This is a genomic window from Streptomyces sp. NPDC051576, from assembly GCF_040681835.1.
Classification (GTDB): domain Bacteria; phylum Actinomycetota; class Actinomycetes; order Streptomycetales; family Streptomycetaceae; genus Streptomyces.
The window spans coordinates 724,291-739,050 of record NZ_JBFAZO010000002.1; the positions used below are offsets into that span (position 1 = coordinate 724,291).

Annotated in this window: 13 protein-coding genes; 9 read left to right on the top strand and 4 right to left on the bottom strand. The window is 70.4% G+C overall.

From position 1 onward, the window contains the following. Positions 1 to 7 precede the first annotated feature (7 nt). Positions 8 to 523 carry a YceI family protein gene (locus AB0M63_RS08915; protein ID WP_366018906.1) on the bottom strand — a complete coding sequence of 172 codons (516 nt, stop codon included), beginning with the start codon at positions 521 to 523 and terminating at the stop codon, positions 8 to 10. 112 nt (positions 524 to 635) lie between these two features. Here AB0M63_RS08915 and AB0M63_RS08920 point away from each other — a divergent pair, with 112 nt between their 5' ends. Next, positions 636 to 1,124: a MarR family transcriptional regulator gene (locus AB0M63_RS08920; protein ID WP_355902076.1), complete on the top strand. Its 489-nt coding sequence runs from the start codon at positions 636 to 638 to the stop codon at positions 1,122 to 1,124. A gap of 15 nt (positions 1,125 to 1,139) precedes the next feature. On the opposite strand, the gene AB0M63_RS08925 is transcribed toward AB0M63_RS08920, so the two are convergent. Further along, the gene (locus tag AB0M63_RS08925) at positions 1,140 to 2,159 is read right to left on the bottom strand and encodes a LacI family DNA-binding transcriptional regulator (protein ID WP_366018907.1); all 1,020 of its coding nucleotides are present in this window, start codon (positions 2,157 to 2,159) and stop codon (positions 1,140 to 1,142) included. Positions 2,160 to 2,331: 172 nt separating this feature from the next. On the opposite strand from AB0M63_RS08925, the gene AB0M63_RS08930 reads away from it, so the two are divergent. The 5 genes from AB0M63_RS08930 to AB0M63_RS08950 all read left to right on the top strand — a co-directional run bounded on the left by AB0M63_RS08930 (position 2,332) and on the right by AB0M63_RS08950 (position 9,019). Further along, positions 2,332 to 4,254: a beta-L-arabinofuranosidase domain-containing protein gene (locus tag AB0M63_RS08930; RefSeq protein ID WP_366018908.1), complete on the top strand. Its 1,923-nt coding sequence runs from the start codon at positions 2,332 to 2,334 to the stop codon at positions 4,252 to 4,254. A 107-nt stretch (positions 4,255 to 4,361) separates the two neighbouring features. After that, on the top strand, positions 4,362 to 5,540 hold the full coding sequence (locus AB0M63_RS08935; RefSeq protein WP_366018997.1) for an extracellular solute-binding protein: 1,179 nt from the start codon (positions 4,362 to 4,364) through the stop codon (positions 5,538 to 5,540). A 3-nt stretch (positions 5,541 to 5,543) separates the two neighbouring features. Beyond that, positions 5,544 to 6,446: a sugar ABC transporter permease gene (locus AB0M63_RS08940; RefSeq protein WP_366018909.1), complete on the top strand. Its 903-nt coding sequence runs from the start codon at positions 5,544 to 5,546 to the stop codon at positions 6,444 to 6,446. A gap of 44 nt (positions 6,447 to 6,490) precedes the next feature. Further along, a complete protein-coding gene (locus tag AB0M63_RS08945; protein WP_355902367.1) occupies positions 6,491 to 7,252 on the top strand; it encodes a carbohydrate ABC transporter permease in 762 nt (253 codons plus the stop codon). A 30-nt stretch (positions 7,253 to 7,282) separates the two neighbouring features. Beyond that, positions 7,283 to 9,019, top strand: a complete 1,737-nt coding sequence (locus AB0M63_RS08950) for an RICIN domain-containing protein (RefSeq protein ID WP_366018910.1) — start codon at positions 7,283 to 7,285, stop codon at positions 9,017 to 9,019. A gap of 94 nt (positions 9,020 to 9,113) precedes the next feature. Here AB0M63_RS08950 and AB0M63_RS08955 read toward each other — a convergent pair whose 3' ends face one another. Continuing rightward, positions 9,114 to 10,004, bottom strand: a complete 891-nt coding sequence (locus tag AB0M63_RS08955; protein WP_366018911.1) for a helix-turn-helix transcriptional regulator — start codon at positions 10,002 to 10,004, stop codon at positions 9,114 to 9,116. Positions 10,005 to 10,150: 146 nt separating this feature from the next. Here AB0M63_RS08955 and AB0M63_RS08960 point away from each other — a divergent pair, with 146 nt between their 5' ends. The 3 genes from AB0M63_RS08960 to AB0M63_RS08970 all read left to right on the top strand — a co-directional run bounded on the left by AB0M63_RS08960 (position 10,151) and on the right by AB0M63_RS08970 (position 13,693). After that, positions 10,151 to 11,059 carry an alpha/beta hydrolase gene (locus AB0M63_RS08960; protein WP_355902088.1) on the top strand — a complete coding sequence of 303 codons (909 nt, stop codon included), beginning with the start codon at positions 10,151 to 10,153 and terminating at the stop codon, positions 11,057 to 11,059. A 67-nt stretch (positions 11,060 to 11,126) separates the two neighbouring features. After that, the gene (locus AB0M63_RS08965) at positions 11,127 to 11,597 is read left to right on the top strand and encodes a MarR family transcriptional regulator (protein ID WP_355902090.1); all 471 of its coding nucleotides are present in this window, start codon (positions 11,127 to 11,129) and stop codon (positions 11,595 to 11,597) included. Then, complete coding sequence (locus AB0M63_RS08970; protein ID WP_366018912.1) at positions 11,594 to 13,693, top strand: MFS transporter; 2,100 nt, start codon at positions 11,594 to 11,596, stop codon at positions 13,691 to 13,693. The genes AB0M63_RS08965 and AB0M63_RS08970 overlap by 4 nt, the downstream gene beginning before the upstream one ends. On the opposite strand, the gene AB0M63_RS08975 is transcribed toward AB0M63_RS08970, so the two are convergent. Then, positions 13,667 to 14,656 (bottom strand): sigma-70 family RNA polymerase sigma factor, encoded by a 990-nt coding sequence (locus tag AB0M63_RS08975; protein ID WP_366018913.1) that lies wholly within the window; start codon positions 14,654 to 14,656, stop codon positions 13,667 to 13,669. The genes AB0M63_RS08970 and AB0M63_RS08975 overlap by 27 nt on opposite strands. Positions 14,657 to 14,760: the final 104 nt, after the last annotated feature.

Sequence of the window (14,760 nt, forward strand, 5' to 3'; positions counted from 1 at the left end):
CGGCCGGTCAGGCCGCCCTGCGCAGGAAGCGGAGCGTGGTGGTGACGGTGGTCAGCCCGCGCAGCATGCCCATCTGGTTCCAGCCCAGGCCGAACTGGTCGCGGTCCACGGTGAATTCGGCGTCCAGGGTGAGCGCTTCACCGGTCGCGTCCTTGAGGCGGGCGGTGAAGGTCTGGGGGCGGCTGATGCCGTGGACGGTCAGCTGACCGACGATGTGCACGGTGTCGCCGTCACGCAGTTCGGCGCTGCGCACCGCGAAGGTGATCTCCGGGAACTTCTCCACGTCGAACAGGTCGGCGGACCGGAGGTGCTTGTCGCGCTTGGCGTTCTTGGTGTCCAGGGAGGCGGCGGCCAGGGTCAGCGTGCCGACCGCGGACCCGTCGGGCCGGACCTCGCCCTGACCGGTGACGGTGGAGAAGGTGCCCTTCACATTGACCAGGCCCCACATCGTCCTGTGGCTGATTCCCACGGTGGAGGCGGCCTGGTCGAGCTGCCACACCCCGGTTTCGACGGCGACGGTCATGATCTCTCCAGCTGGTTCCGGTAGTCCAAATTTGAATGAGCCACACGCTAGCCCATTATCCAAATATGGACAACCACTCCTCCAAAATTGGACAACAGGTAGACTTGGGACCATGGCCGACCCCGTTGAGCGCCCCGCCGACCAGCCCGAATGCCCCTCCATGCAGGGCGCCGGACTGCTCCCGCCCGAGCTGCGCGCCTGGATGCTGCTGCTGGCGGCGACGGGAGCGGTGGAGCAGGAGCTGCGCTCGGTCGTGAAGGGGAACCTCGACGTCTCGCACGACGAGTTCCTGGTGCTGTGCCTGCTCGCCGAGGAGCCCGAGGGGCTGCGCATGACCCGGATCGCCGACCTGCTCGGCCGCCCGAAGACCCGGCTGACCTATCAGATCGCCTGCCTCCAGCACGCGGGCCTGGTCACCCGCAAGTCGGTCTGCGGAGACAAGCGCGGAGTCGAGGTCGCCCTCACCGAGAAGGCCCGCCGACTGCTGGCGGAGTCGTCCGGAGCACTGCAGGAGACAGTACGGCGAGCACTCGTACAGTTCGTCGGCCCGGCCCAACGCGAGGCGCTGTCCGCCCTGTTGCCGGATCTCACCGCCAACTGAGGCAACGGCATCGGCCTAACTCGATTCCCGCACCACCAGCCGGCACGGCACCGTGTGCAACCCCGGTGCCGGGTCCGCGTCGATCGCCTCCAGGAGCCGTAGGGCCGCGATCCGGCCGATCTCGGCGAGGCTCATGTCGATCGTGGTGAGGGGTGGGCGGCTGGCCAGGGCCATGGTGTCCCAGTTGTCGTAGCCGACCACCGCGATGTCGTCGGGGACGCTCGCCCCGCGTTCCCGCAACGCGTCCGTCACACCGCGCGCGATCTGGTCGTTGCCGCAGAAGAAGGCGTCGGTGTCGGGCGCCGTGCGCAGTACCGCGTCGACGGCGCGGCGGCCCCAGGCCTCGCTCCACTCGCCGAAGTGGACCCGCCCGGTGGCGAGTTCGAGCCCGGCGACCGTCAGGTGACCGCCCGCGAACCGGGCCCGGTCGCGGGCGGCGGCGTGGTGGGCCGGGCCGGTGATATGCGCGATCCGGGTGCGGCCGGTGGCCAGCAGATGCTCCACGGCGAGGCGGGCGCCGCCCTCGTCGTCCGAGACGACGGAGGTGTCGTCGGGGTCGATGGACGGGGACAGCGCGTAGACCACCGGGACCTCGTCGACGCCGGTGAGCGGCGGGCGCGGGTCGGTGCGGCGGCCGGTGACGATGATGCCGTCGACACGGCGGTCCATGAGGTTGCGCAGATGGTGCTGTTCGCGGATCGCGTCGCCCCGGGTGTCGCACAGCAGCACGGAGATCTTGCCGGCCCCGAGCGCGTCCTCGGCCCCCAGCAGCACCGGTGTGCTGAACCGGCCGATGCCGTCCGTGGTCATCAGGCCGACCGTCCAACTCCGGCCGGTGTGCAGGCTCTGCGCGTTCTGGTTGGGCCGGAACCCCAGCGCCTCCACCGCGTCCAGCACCCGCTGCCGGGTCTCGGGCCGCATCCGCCCGCCGCCGTTCAACGCCTTCGACGCGGTGCCCACGCTGACGCCCGCGAGCGCGGCCACATCCGCGAGTCTGGCCCGGCCCGCGGAGGGTGAACGAGGAGCAGAGGTCACGGGCAATCCTTTTCCTTCACGGCGGCGGTGACGGCCTCATCGGCGACAGTAGCAGTCCTTGGGCAGGGTGAAAAAAGCTCCGTCGCGGTACTTGACCCGGATCCGTCGCCTCCCCTCTACTCTCCAGCAGGAAAACGATTGCGCAATCATGAACCGGAGAGCCATGCCCCCCATGCCCCGCACTCCTTCCGCAACGTCCCCCGTCGGCCCGGTCCGGCTCGGCCCGGACGCCCGCGCGGCGCTGCGCCCGGCCGCCGCCGACGTCACCGCGGGCTTCTGGCACACCCGCCGCGAGGTCAACGCCCGGGTGTCCCTCCCCCAGGGCCCCGGCCTGCTGGAGTCGGCGGGCAATCTGCACAATCTGCGGCTGGCGGCCGGCACCGTCGAGGGCGAGTTCCGGGGCGCGTACTCGTTCGTCGACACGGACGTCTACAAGTGGCTGGAGGCCGCCTCCTGGCAACTCGCCGACCGGGCCGACGAGGAACTGACGGCCGAGGTCGACCGGATCATCGCCCTGGTCGCCGACGCCCAGCAGAGCGACGGCTACCTCAACACCTGGTTCCAGGTCCGCGAGGACGGCGCCCGCTTCCAGAACCTGCGCTGGAGCCACGAGTTGTACTGCGCGGGCCATCTCATCCAGGCGGCCGTGGCCCATCACCGGGCCACCGGCCGGCCCGAACTCCTCGACGTGGCACGCCGGTTCGCCGACCACCTCGGCCAGGTCTTCGGCCCGCCCGGCAGCGGCCGGCCGATCGACGGCATCGACGGCCACCCGGAGGTGGAGACCGCCCTGGTCGAGCTGTACCGGGAGACCGGACAGCGCGAACACCTCGATCTGGCGGGCTACTTCGTCGACCGGCACGGCCACGGCCTGCTCGACAACGCGGCCTACTGCCAGGACCGCGTCCCGGTGCGCGAGGCCACGAGCGTCGAGGGCCACGCCGTACGGCAGTTGTATCTGCTGGCCGCCGTCGCCGACCTCGCCACCGAGACGGACGACCCCGAACTGCGGTCCGCCGCCGTGCGGTTGTGGCACGCGATGACCACGACCAAGACCCATCTCACCGGCGGACTGGGCGCGCACCACGACAAGGAGGACTTCGGCGACCCGTACGAACTCCCCAACGAGCGCGCCTACTGCGAGACCTGCGCCGCCATCGCCTCCGTCCAGTGGAGCTGGCGGATGGCCCTGCTCACCGGCGAGGCCCGCTACTCCGACCTGATCGAACGCACCCTGTACAACGGCTTCCTGGCGGGCGTCTCGCTGGACGGCGAGCGCTGGCTGTACGTCAACCCGCTCCAGGTCCGCGACGGCCACACCGACACCGGCGGCGACCAGTCGGCCCGCCGCACCCGCTGGTTCCGCTGCGCCTGCTGCCCGCCGAACGTGATGCGGCTGCTCTCATCCCTGGAGCACTATCTGTCCTCGGGCGACGAACAGGGCCTGCAGATCCACCAGTTCACCACCGGCCGCTACTCCTACGGCGAGATGTCCGTGCGCGCCGAGACCGACTACCCGTGGCACGGCACGATCGCCCTCACCGTCGAGGAGACCCCCGACCGGCCGTGGACCCTGTCCCTGCGTATCCCGCAGTGGTGCCGCGAATTCCGGGTGCGGGTCGGGGAGTTGGCGTACGACCAGACGGACGCGCCCGTCTCCGACGGCTGGCTGCGGCTCGAACGGACCTGGGCGCCGGGCGACTCGGTGGTCCTGGAGCTGGCGCTCGAACCCCGGCTGACCGCAGCCGACCCGCGCGTGGACGCCGTGCGCGGCTGTGCGGCGATCGAGCGCGGGCCGCTCGTGTACTGCGTGGAGCAAGTGGACGTCCCCGGCGGCGGACTCGACGACCTCGTCCTCGACCCGACGCGTCCGCTCGCCGTGAAACACCGCCCGGACCTGCTCGGCGGCGTCACCACCGTCGTCGCGGCCGGACACCGCAGGCGCCGTGCGGACGACGGGAGTTGGTGGCCGTACCGGGCCGCCGAGCCCACCGCCGCGTCCGCCGGCGCCTTGGTCGAGCTCACCGCGATCCCCTACTACGCGTGGGCCAACCGACAGGACGGCAGCATGCGCGTCTGGCTGCCGACCTCCTGAACTCCCTTGCCCTACACCCCGACAACGAGGTCACTCCCGTGCGAAATACCCGCCGAACCCGCCGAACCCTCCTCACCGCGCTCGCCGCGACCGGCGCGCTCGTCTCGATCGCCGCGTGCGGCTCCGGCTCCTCCTCGTCCTCCTCCGGCGACTCCAAGACGTACGCCTTCTGGGACCCCTACCCGCAGTTCGACGCCTCCTCCGACTGGGGCAAGCGGGTCGCCCAGTGCGGCACGCAGGCCGGAGTGAAGATCAAGCGGACCGCCTACGACACGACGGACCTCGGCAACAAGGCGCTGCTCGCCGCCCAGCAGGGCAACGCGCCGGACGTGATGCTGGTGGACAACCCGGTCGTCTCCACCCTGGTCGAGGCGGGCATCCTCAACAAGACGAGCGACCTCGGGCTCGACACCTCGTCGATCCAGAAGAACATCATCGGCGCGGGCACCCTGGACGGCTCCGCGTACGGGATACCCGTCGGCGCCAACACCCTTGCCCTCTACTACAACAAGAAGATCCTGACCGCCGCGCACGTCGACCCGGCCTCCGTGAAGGACTGGGCCTCGCTGACGGCGGCGCTGAAGAAGGTCAAGGCGGCGGGCAAGAAGGGCATCACGTTCTCCGCGATCAACACGGAGGAGGGCAGCTTCCAGTTCCTGCCCTGGTTCTGGGGTGCGGGCGCCGACCTCACCAAGCTCAACTCGGCCAAGGGGACGGCCGCGTTGACGCTGTGGAAGGACTGGGTGGACGCGGGCTACGCGCCCAAGGACGTCCTCACCAACACCCAGACCACGAGCTGGCAGGAGTTCGCCACCGGGGACTACGCGTTCAGCGAGAACGGCACCTGGCAGCTCGGCAACGCCGACAAGGCCGGGTTCGGGTACGGGATCGTCAACATCCCGGCGCAGAACGGGGGTTCGGCACCCGTGCCGACCGGCGGCGAGTTCGTCACGGTGCCCGTACAGAAGGACACGGGCCGCTATGACGTCAGCAAGAAGATCGTGACGTGTCTGACCAGCGCCAGCAGCCTGCTCGCGACCGACACCACGCTGATGTACGTCGCGCCGAGTGCGGCGGTGCAGGCGCAACAGGTCGCGAAGAACCCGGAGTTGAAGCCGTGGGTGTCCGCGGTGGCGGCGGCTCGGGGGCGGACCAGTGGCGGTCTCGGCACCAAGTACCCCACGATCTCCCAGCCGTTGTGGACGGCCGTGCAGTCGGCGTTGTCCGGGGGCAAGAGTCCGCAGGCCGCGTTGGACGAAGCGCAGGCCGCCGCGGGCAAGGGCTGACGGGTGGCTCTGAATCCCCGGACCGGTGGGGGCCGGTCGCGGCTGACCGCGCTGGCCTTCGTCGCCCCGCTCCTCGTCTACCTCGCCGCCTTCTACGCCTATCCCCTCTACCGCAACCTCGATCTGAGTCTGCGGGACTACACCGTCCGGTCGTTCGTGCAGGGCGACGCGCCCTACTCCGGGTGGGACAACTTCTCCACCGTGCTGCACGATCCGACGTTCGGGCCGGCCATGCGGCACACGATGGTGTTCACGTTCGTGTCGATCGTCTTCCAGTACGCGGCCGGGCTCGCCCTCGCCGTGTTCTTCAACCGGCACTTCCGACTGGCCGCCACGCTGCGGGCGTTGTTCCTGATCCCGTGGCTGCTGCCGCTCATCGTGTCGGCGTCGACCTGGTCGTGGATGTTCAACAGTGAGTCGGGAGTGGTGAATTACGGCCTGCACCTGGTCGGTGTGGACCCGGTCGGCTGGCTCACCTCGCCGGACTGGGCGCTGACTTCGGTGATCGTGGCGAACATCTGGATCGGTATCCCCTTCAACCTCGTCATCCTCTACAGCGGGCTCCAGAACATCCCCGCCGAGTTGTACGAGGCGGCGGCCCTGGACGGGGCCGGTCCCTGGCAGCAGTTCCGGCGGATCACCTTCCCGCTGCTGCGCCCGGTGTCGGCGATCACCCTGCTCCTCGGGCTGGTCTACACGCTCAAGGTGTTCGACCTGATCTGGATCATGACCAAGGGCGGCCCCGGCGACTCCTCGTCCACCCTCGCCACCTGGTCCTACCAGCTCGGATTCGGCACGCTGCTGCCCAAGTTCGGGCCCGGTGCCGCCGTCGGCGACATCCTCATCCTCATCGCGCTCGTCTTCGGGCTGCTGTACATCCGGGTCCAGAGGAGGCAGGAAGCGTGAAGTCGCGCGGCTACACCCTGATCGGCCTCGTCCTGACGGCGCTGATGCTGTTCCCGGTGTACTGGATGCTCAACGTGTCCCTCACCCCGCAGCAGGACATGCGCAAGGACCCGCCGGACCTGCTGCCACTGCACCCCACCTTCGAGGGCTACCGAGCGGTCCTGGACGACCAACTCCCCTACCTGGGCACCAGTTTGCTCATCGGCCTCGGCACGGTCGCCCTCACCCTCGTGATCGCGGCCCCGGCCGGGTACTGGCTGGCGAAGCTGCGGCCGCGCACCGGCGGCGCCCTGAGCCTGGCCCTGCTGATCGCCCAGATGATCCCGGGCATCGTCATGGCGATGGGTTTCTACGGCGTCTTCCTGGACCTCGGTCTGCTCAACTCCTGGTGGGGGCTGATCGTCGCGGACTCCACCATCGCCGTGCCCTTCGGCGTGATGATCTTCACCGCGTTCATGTCGGGCATCCCCGGCGAGCTGATCTCGGCCGCCCTGATCGACGGCGCCGGCACCTGGCGCACCTTCCGGTCGGTCGTCCTCCCGCTGAGCCGCAACGCGGTCGTGACCGTCTCCCTGTTCGGCTTCCTGTGGGCGTGGTCCGACTTCGTGTTCGCCAACACCCTGGACAGCGGGGGGAGTTGGAAGCCGATCACCCTCGGCATCTACAAGTACATCGGCAACAACAACCAGGAGTGGAACGCGATCATGGCGACCGCCGTCGTCGCGTCGATCCCGGCGGCCGTCCTCCTGGTCCTCGCCCAGCGCTACGTGGCCGCGGGCGTCACCGCGGGCGCGGTGAAGGACTGACACCCCCAACTCCCTGAGGAGATCCATGTCATGAGCCGCACACCCTTGAGAGCCGCCCTCGGCGCCGTCGCCCTCACGACCGTCGCCGCCCTCGGCACCGCGGCCCCCGCCCAGGCCGCCCCCACCGCCTCGACGACCCTGGTCGTCAACGCGGCCTCGGCCCTGCGATCCGTCACCCATGTGGCGACCGGCAGCCTGTACGGCCTGGCCGACGCGAGCACGCCGGCCGACAGCCTGGTCACCCCGCTCAAGCCGAACACCTTCGTCCAGATGGCGCCGGGTGGTTCACAACTGCCCAACGGTGAGCCGAAGCCCGCCGGTGACGCGCTCGTCGTGGCGTCCAAGGCGGCCCGGGCCGGGGCCAAGGTGGTGGTGCGGATGCCCGACTGGTATCCGAACTTCCCGTACAAGTGGGTGAGTTGGAGCGACTGGCTGTCCGCCGTGGACAAGCAGGTCGCCTCGGTGAAGTCCTCCGGCGCCACGAACATCGCCGCCTACGAGCTGTGGAACGAACCCGACTGGACCTGGGACACCTCGGCGGCCGGGAGTTTCGACGCAGGCTGGGCGACGACGTACAAGGAGGTCCGCGCCAAGGACGCCAACACGCCGATCCAGGGCCCGAGTTACTCGGCGTGGAACCAGAGCTGGATGACCACGTTCCTCACCGACGCCAAGGCGAGCGGCACGGTGCCCGACATCGTGAGCTGGCACGAGTTGCAGGGCTCGCAGAACATCGCCGCGCACGTGGCCGCGTACCGTTCGCTCGAATCGAGCCTTGGCATCAGCCCGCGCCCGATCTCGATCGAGGAGTACGGCACGACGAGCGAGGTCGGTGTCCCGGGTCAACTGGTCGGCTATGTGGCCAAGTTCGAGCGGGCCGGAATCCATGACGCCGAACTCGCCTTCTGGAACCACTACGGCACCCTCGGCGACACCCTGACCGACACGGGCGGCTCGCCCAACGGGTCGTACTGGCTCTACAAGTGGTACGGCGACATGTCGGGGACCATGGTCACCACCACTCCCCCGGCCCAGACGGGCATCGACGGCGCCGCCGCGGTGACCGGTGACGGGCGGCAGATCAGCGTGATCTTCGGTGGCGGGGCCGGGTCGACGGCCGTACAGGTCACGGGACTTGGCTCACTGTCCGCCTTCGGAAGCACCGTGCACGTCAAGCTGGAGTACACACCGTCGAAGGGCCGCACCACGGCCGTGTCGGCACCGATCACGGTCTCGGACGCCGACTACACCGTGTCGAACGGCTCGATCACCGTGCCGGTGGCGATGAACGCCTCCGACGGCTATCACCTGGTCGTCACGCCCAGCGGGACGTCGACCTCGTTGGCGGGGACGTACCAGATCAAGAACAAGAACAGCGGGCTCGCCCTGGACACGCAGGGTGCCGCAACCGCCCAGGGCACGGCGGTCGTCCAGGCGACGTCGAGCACCGGCACCAGTCAGTCCTGGACGCTGACGGCCGCCGGTTCCGGGCTGTACAAGATCACCAACAAGGCGAGCGGGCTGCTTCTCGGCATCACCAACGCGAGCACCGCGGACGGCGGCACCGCCCTGATCTGGGGTGACAACGGCACCGCCGACCACCTCTGGCAGTTGATCCCGGCCGGGGACGGCACCTACAAGATCGCCAACTACAACAGCGGTCTGCTGCTCGGCGTGACCAACATGAGCACCTCCTCCGGCGCTCAGGTCCTCCAGTGGGACGACAACGGCACGGCCGACCATCTGTGGAGCCTGAGCGCCAGGTGAAGCGCCGGTGCTAGTGCTGGAGAGTGCGCGGGACGCCCCCGTCGGCCACGGCCAGCAGGTCGACGAGGGTGGCCCGGGTCCGGCAGCACGGGGCTCAGCGGTGGTGGTCACCGCGGACCGCCCTGCCGCTGGGCCCGTCCGCCCACTGCAACAGGAACCGCAGGGCCTCGTGGGAGGCCGAGTCCGGTGCGGCGGTGTAGGCGACGAGGAGCTGCTCGGGGTGGGTGTCGACGGTGAACTGCTGGACGTCGAGGGTGAGTTCACCCGCGACCGGATGGACGTACCTCTTGGTGAGCTGTCGCGGTCCCCGTACCTGATGACCGGCCCACCAGGTGCGGAAGTCCGGGTCGCGGGCGCCGAGTTCGGCGATCAGGGCATTCAGCGCGGGATCGTGCGGGGTGCGGCCCGCCTCCATGCGCAGGACGGCGACGCACTCGCGGGCGGCCCGGGGCCAGTCGGCGTACAGGGCCCGGAAGGGGGCGTCGAGGAAGGTGAGCCGGATCAGGTTGCGCTCGGCCGGGGGCAGCGCGCCGAAGTCGGTGAGGAGCGCGGTGGCCCCGCGGTTCCACGCGAGGACGTCCATGCCCCGGTGCAGCACCATGGCTGGAACGTCGTACATGGTGTCCAGCAACTGCCGTAGCCGCGGGGCGACTTCGGGGCGGCCGAAGGACCGGGGCGAGGGGCCGGGAGCGACCTCGGCCACGGTGAAGAGGTAGGTGCGCTCGTCCGGAGCGAGGTGGAGTGCGTCGGCCAGTGCGTCCAGGACGGCGCGGGAACCCCCGCGAGTGCGGCCCTGTTCGAGGCGGACGATGTAGTCGACGCTGACGTGTGCGAGATGGGCCAGTTCCTCCCTGCGCAGCCCGGGCACGCGCCGCAGCCGGCCGTCGTCGGGAAAGCCCGCCTGCTGCGGGTCGCGTTCCGCGCGGCGGGCGCGCAGGAAGTCGCCCAGCTCGTTGCCGGAGGGGGACGGGTCTGGGGCTGCCATGGCTCCAGTGTCCTCGGGCCGGCGCGTGCGTGCCTGGTACGGATCCGCATAGGCAGAGCCGTCCCTGGCGGCACCGGGCCGGGTGGGCGGACGGTGGGGGCATGGCCGTAGACCGGCTTCCCCCTCTCTTGCTGGAGTGCGTTCCCATGCGTAGCGACGTCGTCTTTCCCAGTGCCGGCCTGAAGCTCGCCGGCCATCTCCACACCCCGGACGGGCAGGCTGCCGGGCCGGCGATCGTGGTCGGTCATCCCGGCAGCGGGGTGAAGGAGCAGGCCGCCGGGCTGTATGCGCGCAGGCTGGCCGAGCGCGGGTTCGTCACGCTCGCCTTCGACGCCGCTCACCAGGGCGAGAGCGAGGGCGAGCCGCGCGATCTGGAGGATCCGGCGCAGCGGGTCGAGGACCTGAAGGCCGCGGTCTCCTTCCTCCACACCCGCGACGAGGTCGACCCCGACCGCGTCGGAGCCCTCGGAATCTGCGCCTCCGGCGGTTACGCCCTGGCGGCGACCGCGACCGACCCGCGTATCCGGGCCGTGGGCACGGTCAGTGCCGTGGACATCTCGCGGCAGTTCCGGCTCGGCGCGGACGGCGCCCAGGACCCGGCCGTCGTGGCGGGCATGCTGGCCGCCGCCTCGGAGGCTCGCACCGCGGAGGCCCGTGGTGCGGATGTCCAGCGCTTCCCGCTCTTCCCCGCCACCGAGGAGGAGGCACGCGCGGGCGGCCCGCACGTGCACGACGGCTGGGAGTACTACCGCACTCCGCGCGCCCGGCACCCCCGCTCGGCCACCTCGCTGACCTGGACGAGCGTGGACCGCATCGCCGGTTTCGACGCGTTCGCGTCCCTCTCCCTGATCGCCCCGCGTCCGCTGTTGCTGATCGCCGGGCGCGAGGCCGTGACGTCCTGGATGAGCGTGGAGGCGTTCCAGAAGGCGTACGGGGCAAAGGAGTTGGCGTGGATCGAGGGCGCGACGCACGTCGACCTCTACGACAAGGACGAGTACGTCACGCCCGCCGTCGAGAAGCTGAGCGGCTTCTTCGCGGCTCAGCTGGCGGTGTGAGCCAGGAGACAGCGAGAACTACACAAGAAACTTGGCAAAGTTGCTTGTGTAGTTTTATGTTGGGGGCATGACCACCAACCCCGCTCCGGACCGCTCCGTCGCGACCGCTCAGCGGCTCAACGACGCGATCATCCGGCTGCGCGCCCGGCTGCGCACGGAGTCGGGGCAGCACGCGACCGGCCTGACCCCCACGCAGCTCGGCGTGCTGTCGAGCGTCGTCCGGGAGGGGCCGGTCACCGCGGCGCGGCTGGCCACGCTGGAGCACGTCAGCGCGCAGTCCATCGCGCAGAGCCTGGCCGTGCTCAAGGCCGCCGGGCTGGTGCACAGCGAGCCCGACGCGCGGGACGGCCGCAAGAAGCTGCTGAGCGCGGACCCGTCCGCGGCCGAGCTGATCGACAAGCTGCTGCTGGGCCGCGCCTCCTTCCTGGCCCGGGCCATCGACCAGCTCGTCGCCCCGGACGAGCGCGCGGACGTGGACAAGGCCATCGAGCTGCTGGAACGCCTCGCCACGACCGAGCTGAACGCCGGCGGCATATGAGGACCGGCACCACCAAGGCCACCCCGGCGCATACGCCGTTCCCCTGGACCTTCACGACCCCGCTCTACGTGGGATCGAGCCTCAACCCGATCAACAGCTCCATCATCGCGACCGCCCTGGTGCCGATCGCCACCGGACTGCGTGTCTCGGTCGGCAGCACCGCCGTACTGGTCTCCTCGCTCTATCTGGCCAGCGCGATAGCGCAGCCCACCGCCGGGAAACTGGCCGAGGTGCTCGGCGCGCGCCGCATCTTCGTCGTCGGCATCGTCCTGGTGCTGCTCGGCGGTGTGGTCGGAGGCCTCGGACAGAACCTGGCGATGCTCACCGTCGCCCGGGTCCTGGTCGGTATCGGCACCTCGGCCGGGTTCCCCTGCGCGATGGTCCTGATCCGGCGGCGCGCCGAGGACGCCGGTCTCGACGCCCCGCCGGGCGGGGTGCTCGGCGGTATCGCGATCGCGGGCATGGCCACCGCCGCCGTAGGACCGCCGATCGGCGGACTGCTGGTCGGCGCGGCGGGCTGGCGCTGGGCGTTCCTGATCAACATCCCGGTCACGGCGGTCGCGATGGCGATGGCCGTGCGCTGGCTGCCCAAAGACCCGGTGCTCGACCGCGCCGACCGGCGTTTTCGCAGGGTCGCCGACCGGATCGACCTGACCGGCATCCTCGGTTTCGCGCTGACGATGAGCGCGCTGGTCGTCTTCCTTACGGCCCTCCCGCGGATCGCGTGGGCGCCGCTCGCCGTCTTCGTCCTGGCCGCCCCGCTCACGGTCCGGTGGGAGCTGCGCAGGACCGCGCCGTTCTTCGACTTCCGCGGCCTCGCCGCCAACGGCGCCCTCACCCGCACCTATCTGCGCCAGGGCCTCACCCTGCTCGGCACCTACTCCGTCATGTACGGCATGACCCAGTGGATGGAGGCCGCGCACGGCCTGTCCACGGTGACGGCGGGACTCCTGCTGCTGCCCATGGGCGCCGTCTCCGCGCTGCTCTCGCGCCCGCTCGCCCGCCGCAACCTGGTCCGCGGCCCGCTGGTCGCCTCGGCGGTGACCATGCTGATCGGCTCGGCCGGCATCATGCTGCTCACCTCGCACAGCCCGGCGATCGCGCTCGTGCTGGTGTCCCTGGTCTTCGGCGTCACCTCGGCCGCCACCACCGTCGGCAACCAGACCGCCCTCTATCTCGCGGCACCGCCCGACCAGATGGGCACCGCCTCCGGACTGTTCCGGACCTTCGGATACCTCGGCACCATCACCTCCGCCGTGATCGGCGGCATCGTCTTCCGCGACGGCGCGAGCGACCACGGCCTGCACATCCTCGGCCTCGTCCTGGTCGGCGCGGGCCTCGTGGTCCTCCTGCTGACCGTCCTGGACCGCCGGCTGATGGGCCGCGAACCGGCCGCCTCCCCCACTCGCACGAAAACCCGTACGGAAGACCTGCGGAAGACCCGTGCGGAAGACCTGCGCGGAAGCCCCGTGCGGAAAACCCACCAAGGAGAACCCCCCGTGAGCACCACCTCCCTCCCCACACTCGCCCCCGAGCGGACCGCCCTGCTGGTCATGGACTTCCAGAACGGCATCGTCCCCGCCGTCTCCGACTCCGACGCCCTCGTCGAGCGGGTCAAGGACTCCATCGCCGAGATGCGCGCCGCCGGCGGCTCCATCGGCTACGTCCGCGTCGCCTTCACCGAGGACGACTGGTCGGCGGTCCCCGAGAACAACGCGTCGTTCAGCGCGGTCGCCGCGGCGAAGATGTTCCACCACGAGGACGCCTCCACACAGATCGACGAGCGGCTCACCCCCGAGGACGGCGACATCGTCGTGCGCAAGATCCGCTACGGCTTCGGTTTCACCACCGATCTCCACCAGCGGCTCGGCGCCCGCGGCATCGACACCCTGGTACTCGCCGGGATCAGCACCAGTGGTGTCGTCCTGTCCACCGTCATGGACGCCGCCGACCGCGACTACCGCGTCTTCGTCCTGTCCGACGGCGTCGCCGACCCCGACGCCGAGAGCCACCGGGTACTGGTCGAGAAGGTGTTCCCGTCCCGGGCCCACGTCATCGACACGGCCGCGCTACGAGAGCTGCTGCGCTCCGCCTGACGACGCCCCCGGGAAGACCACCCGAAGCCGCTGCACCCGTCGCTCGCTCCGGAACATCAGCCAGGCGAGGGTGGGCGGGCAGGGGTTGGCGACGCCGGCCGGGGTGATGGCCTCCATCTCCCAGATGGCGATGTCCCGGCTGGCCACGACATGGCGCAGGTGCTGGGTCACGCCCTTGTCCCGGGTCCTGCGCATCGCCGGGAAGGGGTGGCGGCGCCCGCCCTCCTTGTTGAGGACGCCGACCAGTTCGGTCTCCGCCGGCCACAACTCCAGGATCTCACCGGGCAGTTGGCCGCGGATGGCTCCGGCCAGCGTGAGCTCGGCCTCCGCCCGGCTGTCCTCGGTGAGCGCGGAGGCGTCGTCGTGACCCTCGGCCTCGGTCGACAGCAGGACCTTGGCCAGTTTCGCCCGGGCCTGGTTGAGCCGGCTGCGCACTGTGCCGACCGGCACCTCGCAGGCCTCGGCGATCTCCTGGTACGAGGAGATCCCGCTGAAGTGCCGCAGCATCAGCACCAGCCGCTGCTGCTGCGGCAGTTCCTCCACCGCGTCCCAGATCCAGTCCCGCATCGCGTGCTGCTCGATCAGCCGCTCGGGATGCGACGGCCCGACGTCACGGAGATACGCCTGCTCCAGCCCGTCCAGACCGGGCGTCTCCCGGTTGGCCCGCAACCGCATCCGGCACGCGTTCCGCACGATCGCCCGCAGCCACGCCCCGACGGCCGCGGGCTCCCGTACGTCACCGATGCGGCGCAGCGCGGTCAACGCGGCGTCCTGCACCGCGTCCTCGGCATCGGGACCGTAGCCGAGCAGGCTCAACGCGACGGCCCTCATGGGCGCCTGATGGCGCGTCAGCAATGTCCCCAGGGCACCGGCCTCGCCGGCCTGGGCCCTGAGGGTGAGCTCCTCGTCCGAGGGATGGTCGGTGGGACGGCCGAGATCCGTGGGGTGGTCGAGGGACACCATGCGCCGAAAGCCTCCATGCAGGACGCGGCACGGACCGTGGGCCGCTCCGAGGCCGGACCCGTGCTGTCGAGGTCCCACTTCTCCCACCCGACGGTGAACACCGG

Coding starts and splice junctions, on each gene's coding strand:
- AB0M63_RS08915 (WP_366018906.1), bottom strand. CDS start 523: ATGACCGTCGCCGTCGAAACCGGGGTGTGGCAGCTCGACCAGGCCGCC.
- AB0M63_RS08920 (WP_355902076.1), top strand. CDS start 636: ATGGCCGACCCCGTTGAGCGCCCCGCCGACCAGCCCGAATGCCCCTCC.
- AB0M63_RS08930 (WP_366018908.1), top strand. CDS start 2,332: ATGCCCCGCACTCCTTCCGCAACGTCCCCCGTCGGCCCGGTCCGGCTC.
- AB0M63_RS08945 (WP_355902367.1), top strand. CDS start 6,491: ATGCTGTTCCCGGTGTACTGGATGCTCAACGTGTCCCTCACCCCGCAG.
- AB0M63_RS08950 (WP_366018910.1), top strand. CDS start 7,283: ATGAGCCGCACACCCTTGAGAGCCGCCCTCGGCGCCGTCGCCCTCACG.
- AB0M63_RS08955 (WP_366018911.1), bottom strand. CDS start 10,004: ATGGCAGCCCCAGACCCGTCCCCCTCCGGCAACGAGCTGGGCGACTTC.
- AB0M63_RS08960 (WP_355902088.1), top strand. CDS start 10,151: ATGCGTAGCGACGTCGTCTTTCCCAGTGCCGGCCTGAAGCTCGCCGGC.
- AB0M63_RS08965 (WP_355902090.1), top strand. CDS start 11,127: ATGACCACCAACCCCGCTCCGGACCGCTCCGTCGCGACCGCTCAGCGG.
- AB0M63_RS08970 (WP_366018912.1), top strand. CDS start 11,594: ATGAGGACCGGCACCACCAAGGCCACCCCGGCGCATACGCCGTTCCCC.
- AB0M63_RS08975 (WP_366018913.1), bottom strand. CDS start 14,656: ATGGTGTCCCTCGACCACCCCACGGATCTCGGCCGTCCCACCGACCAT.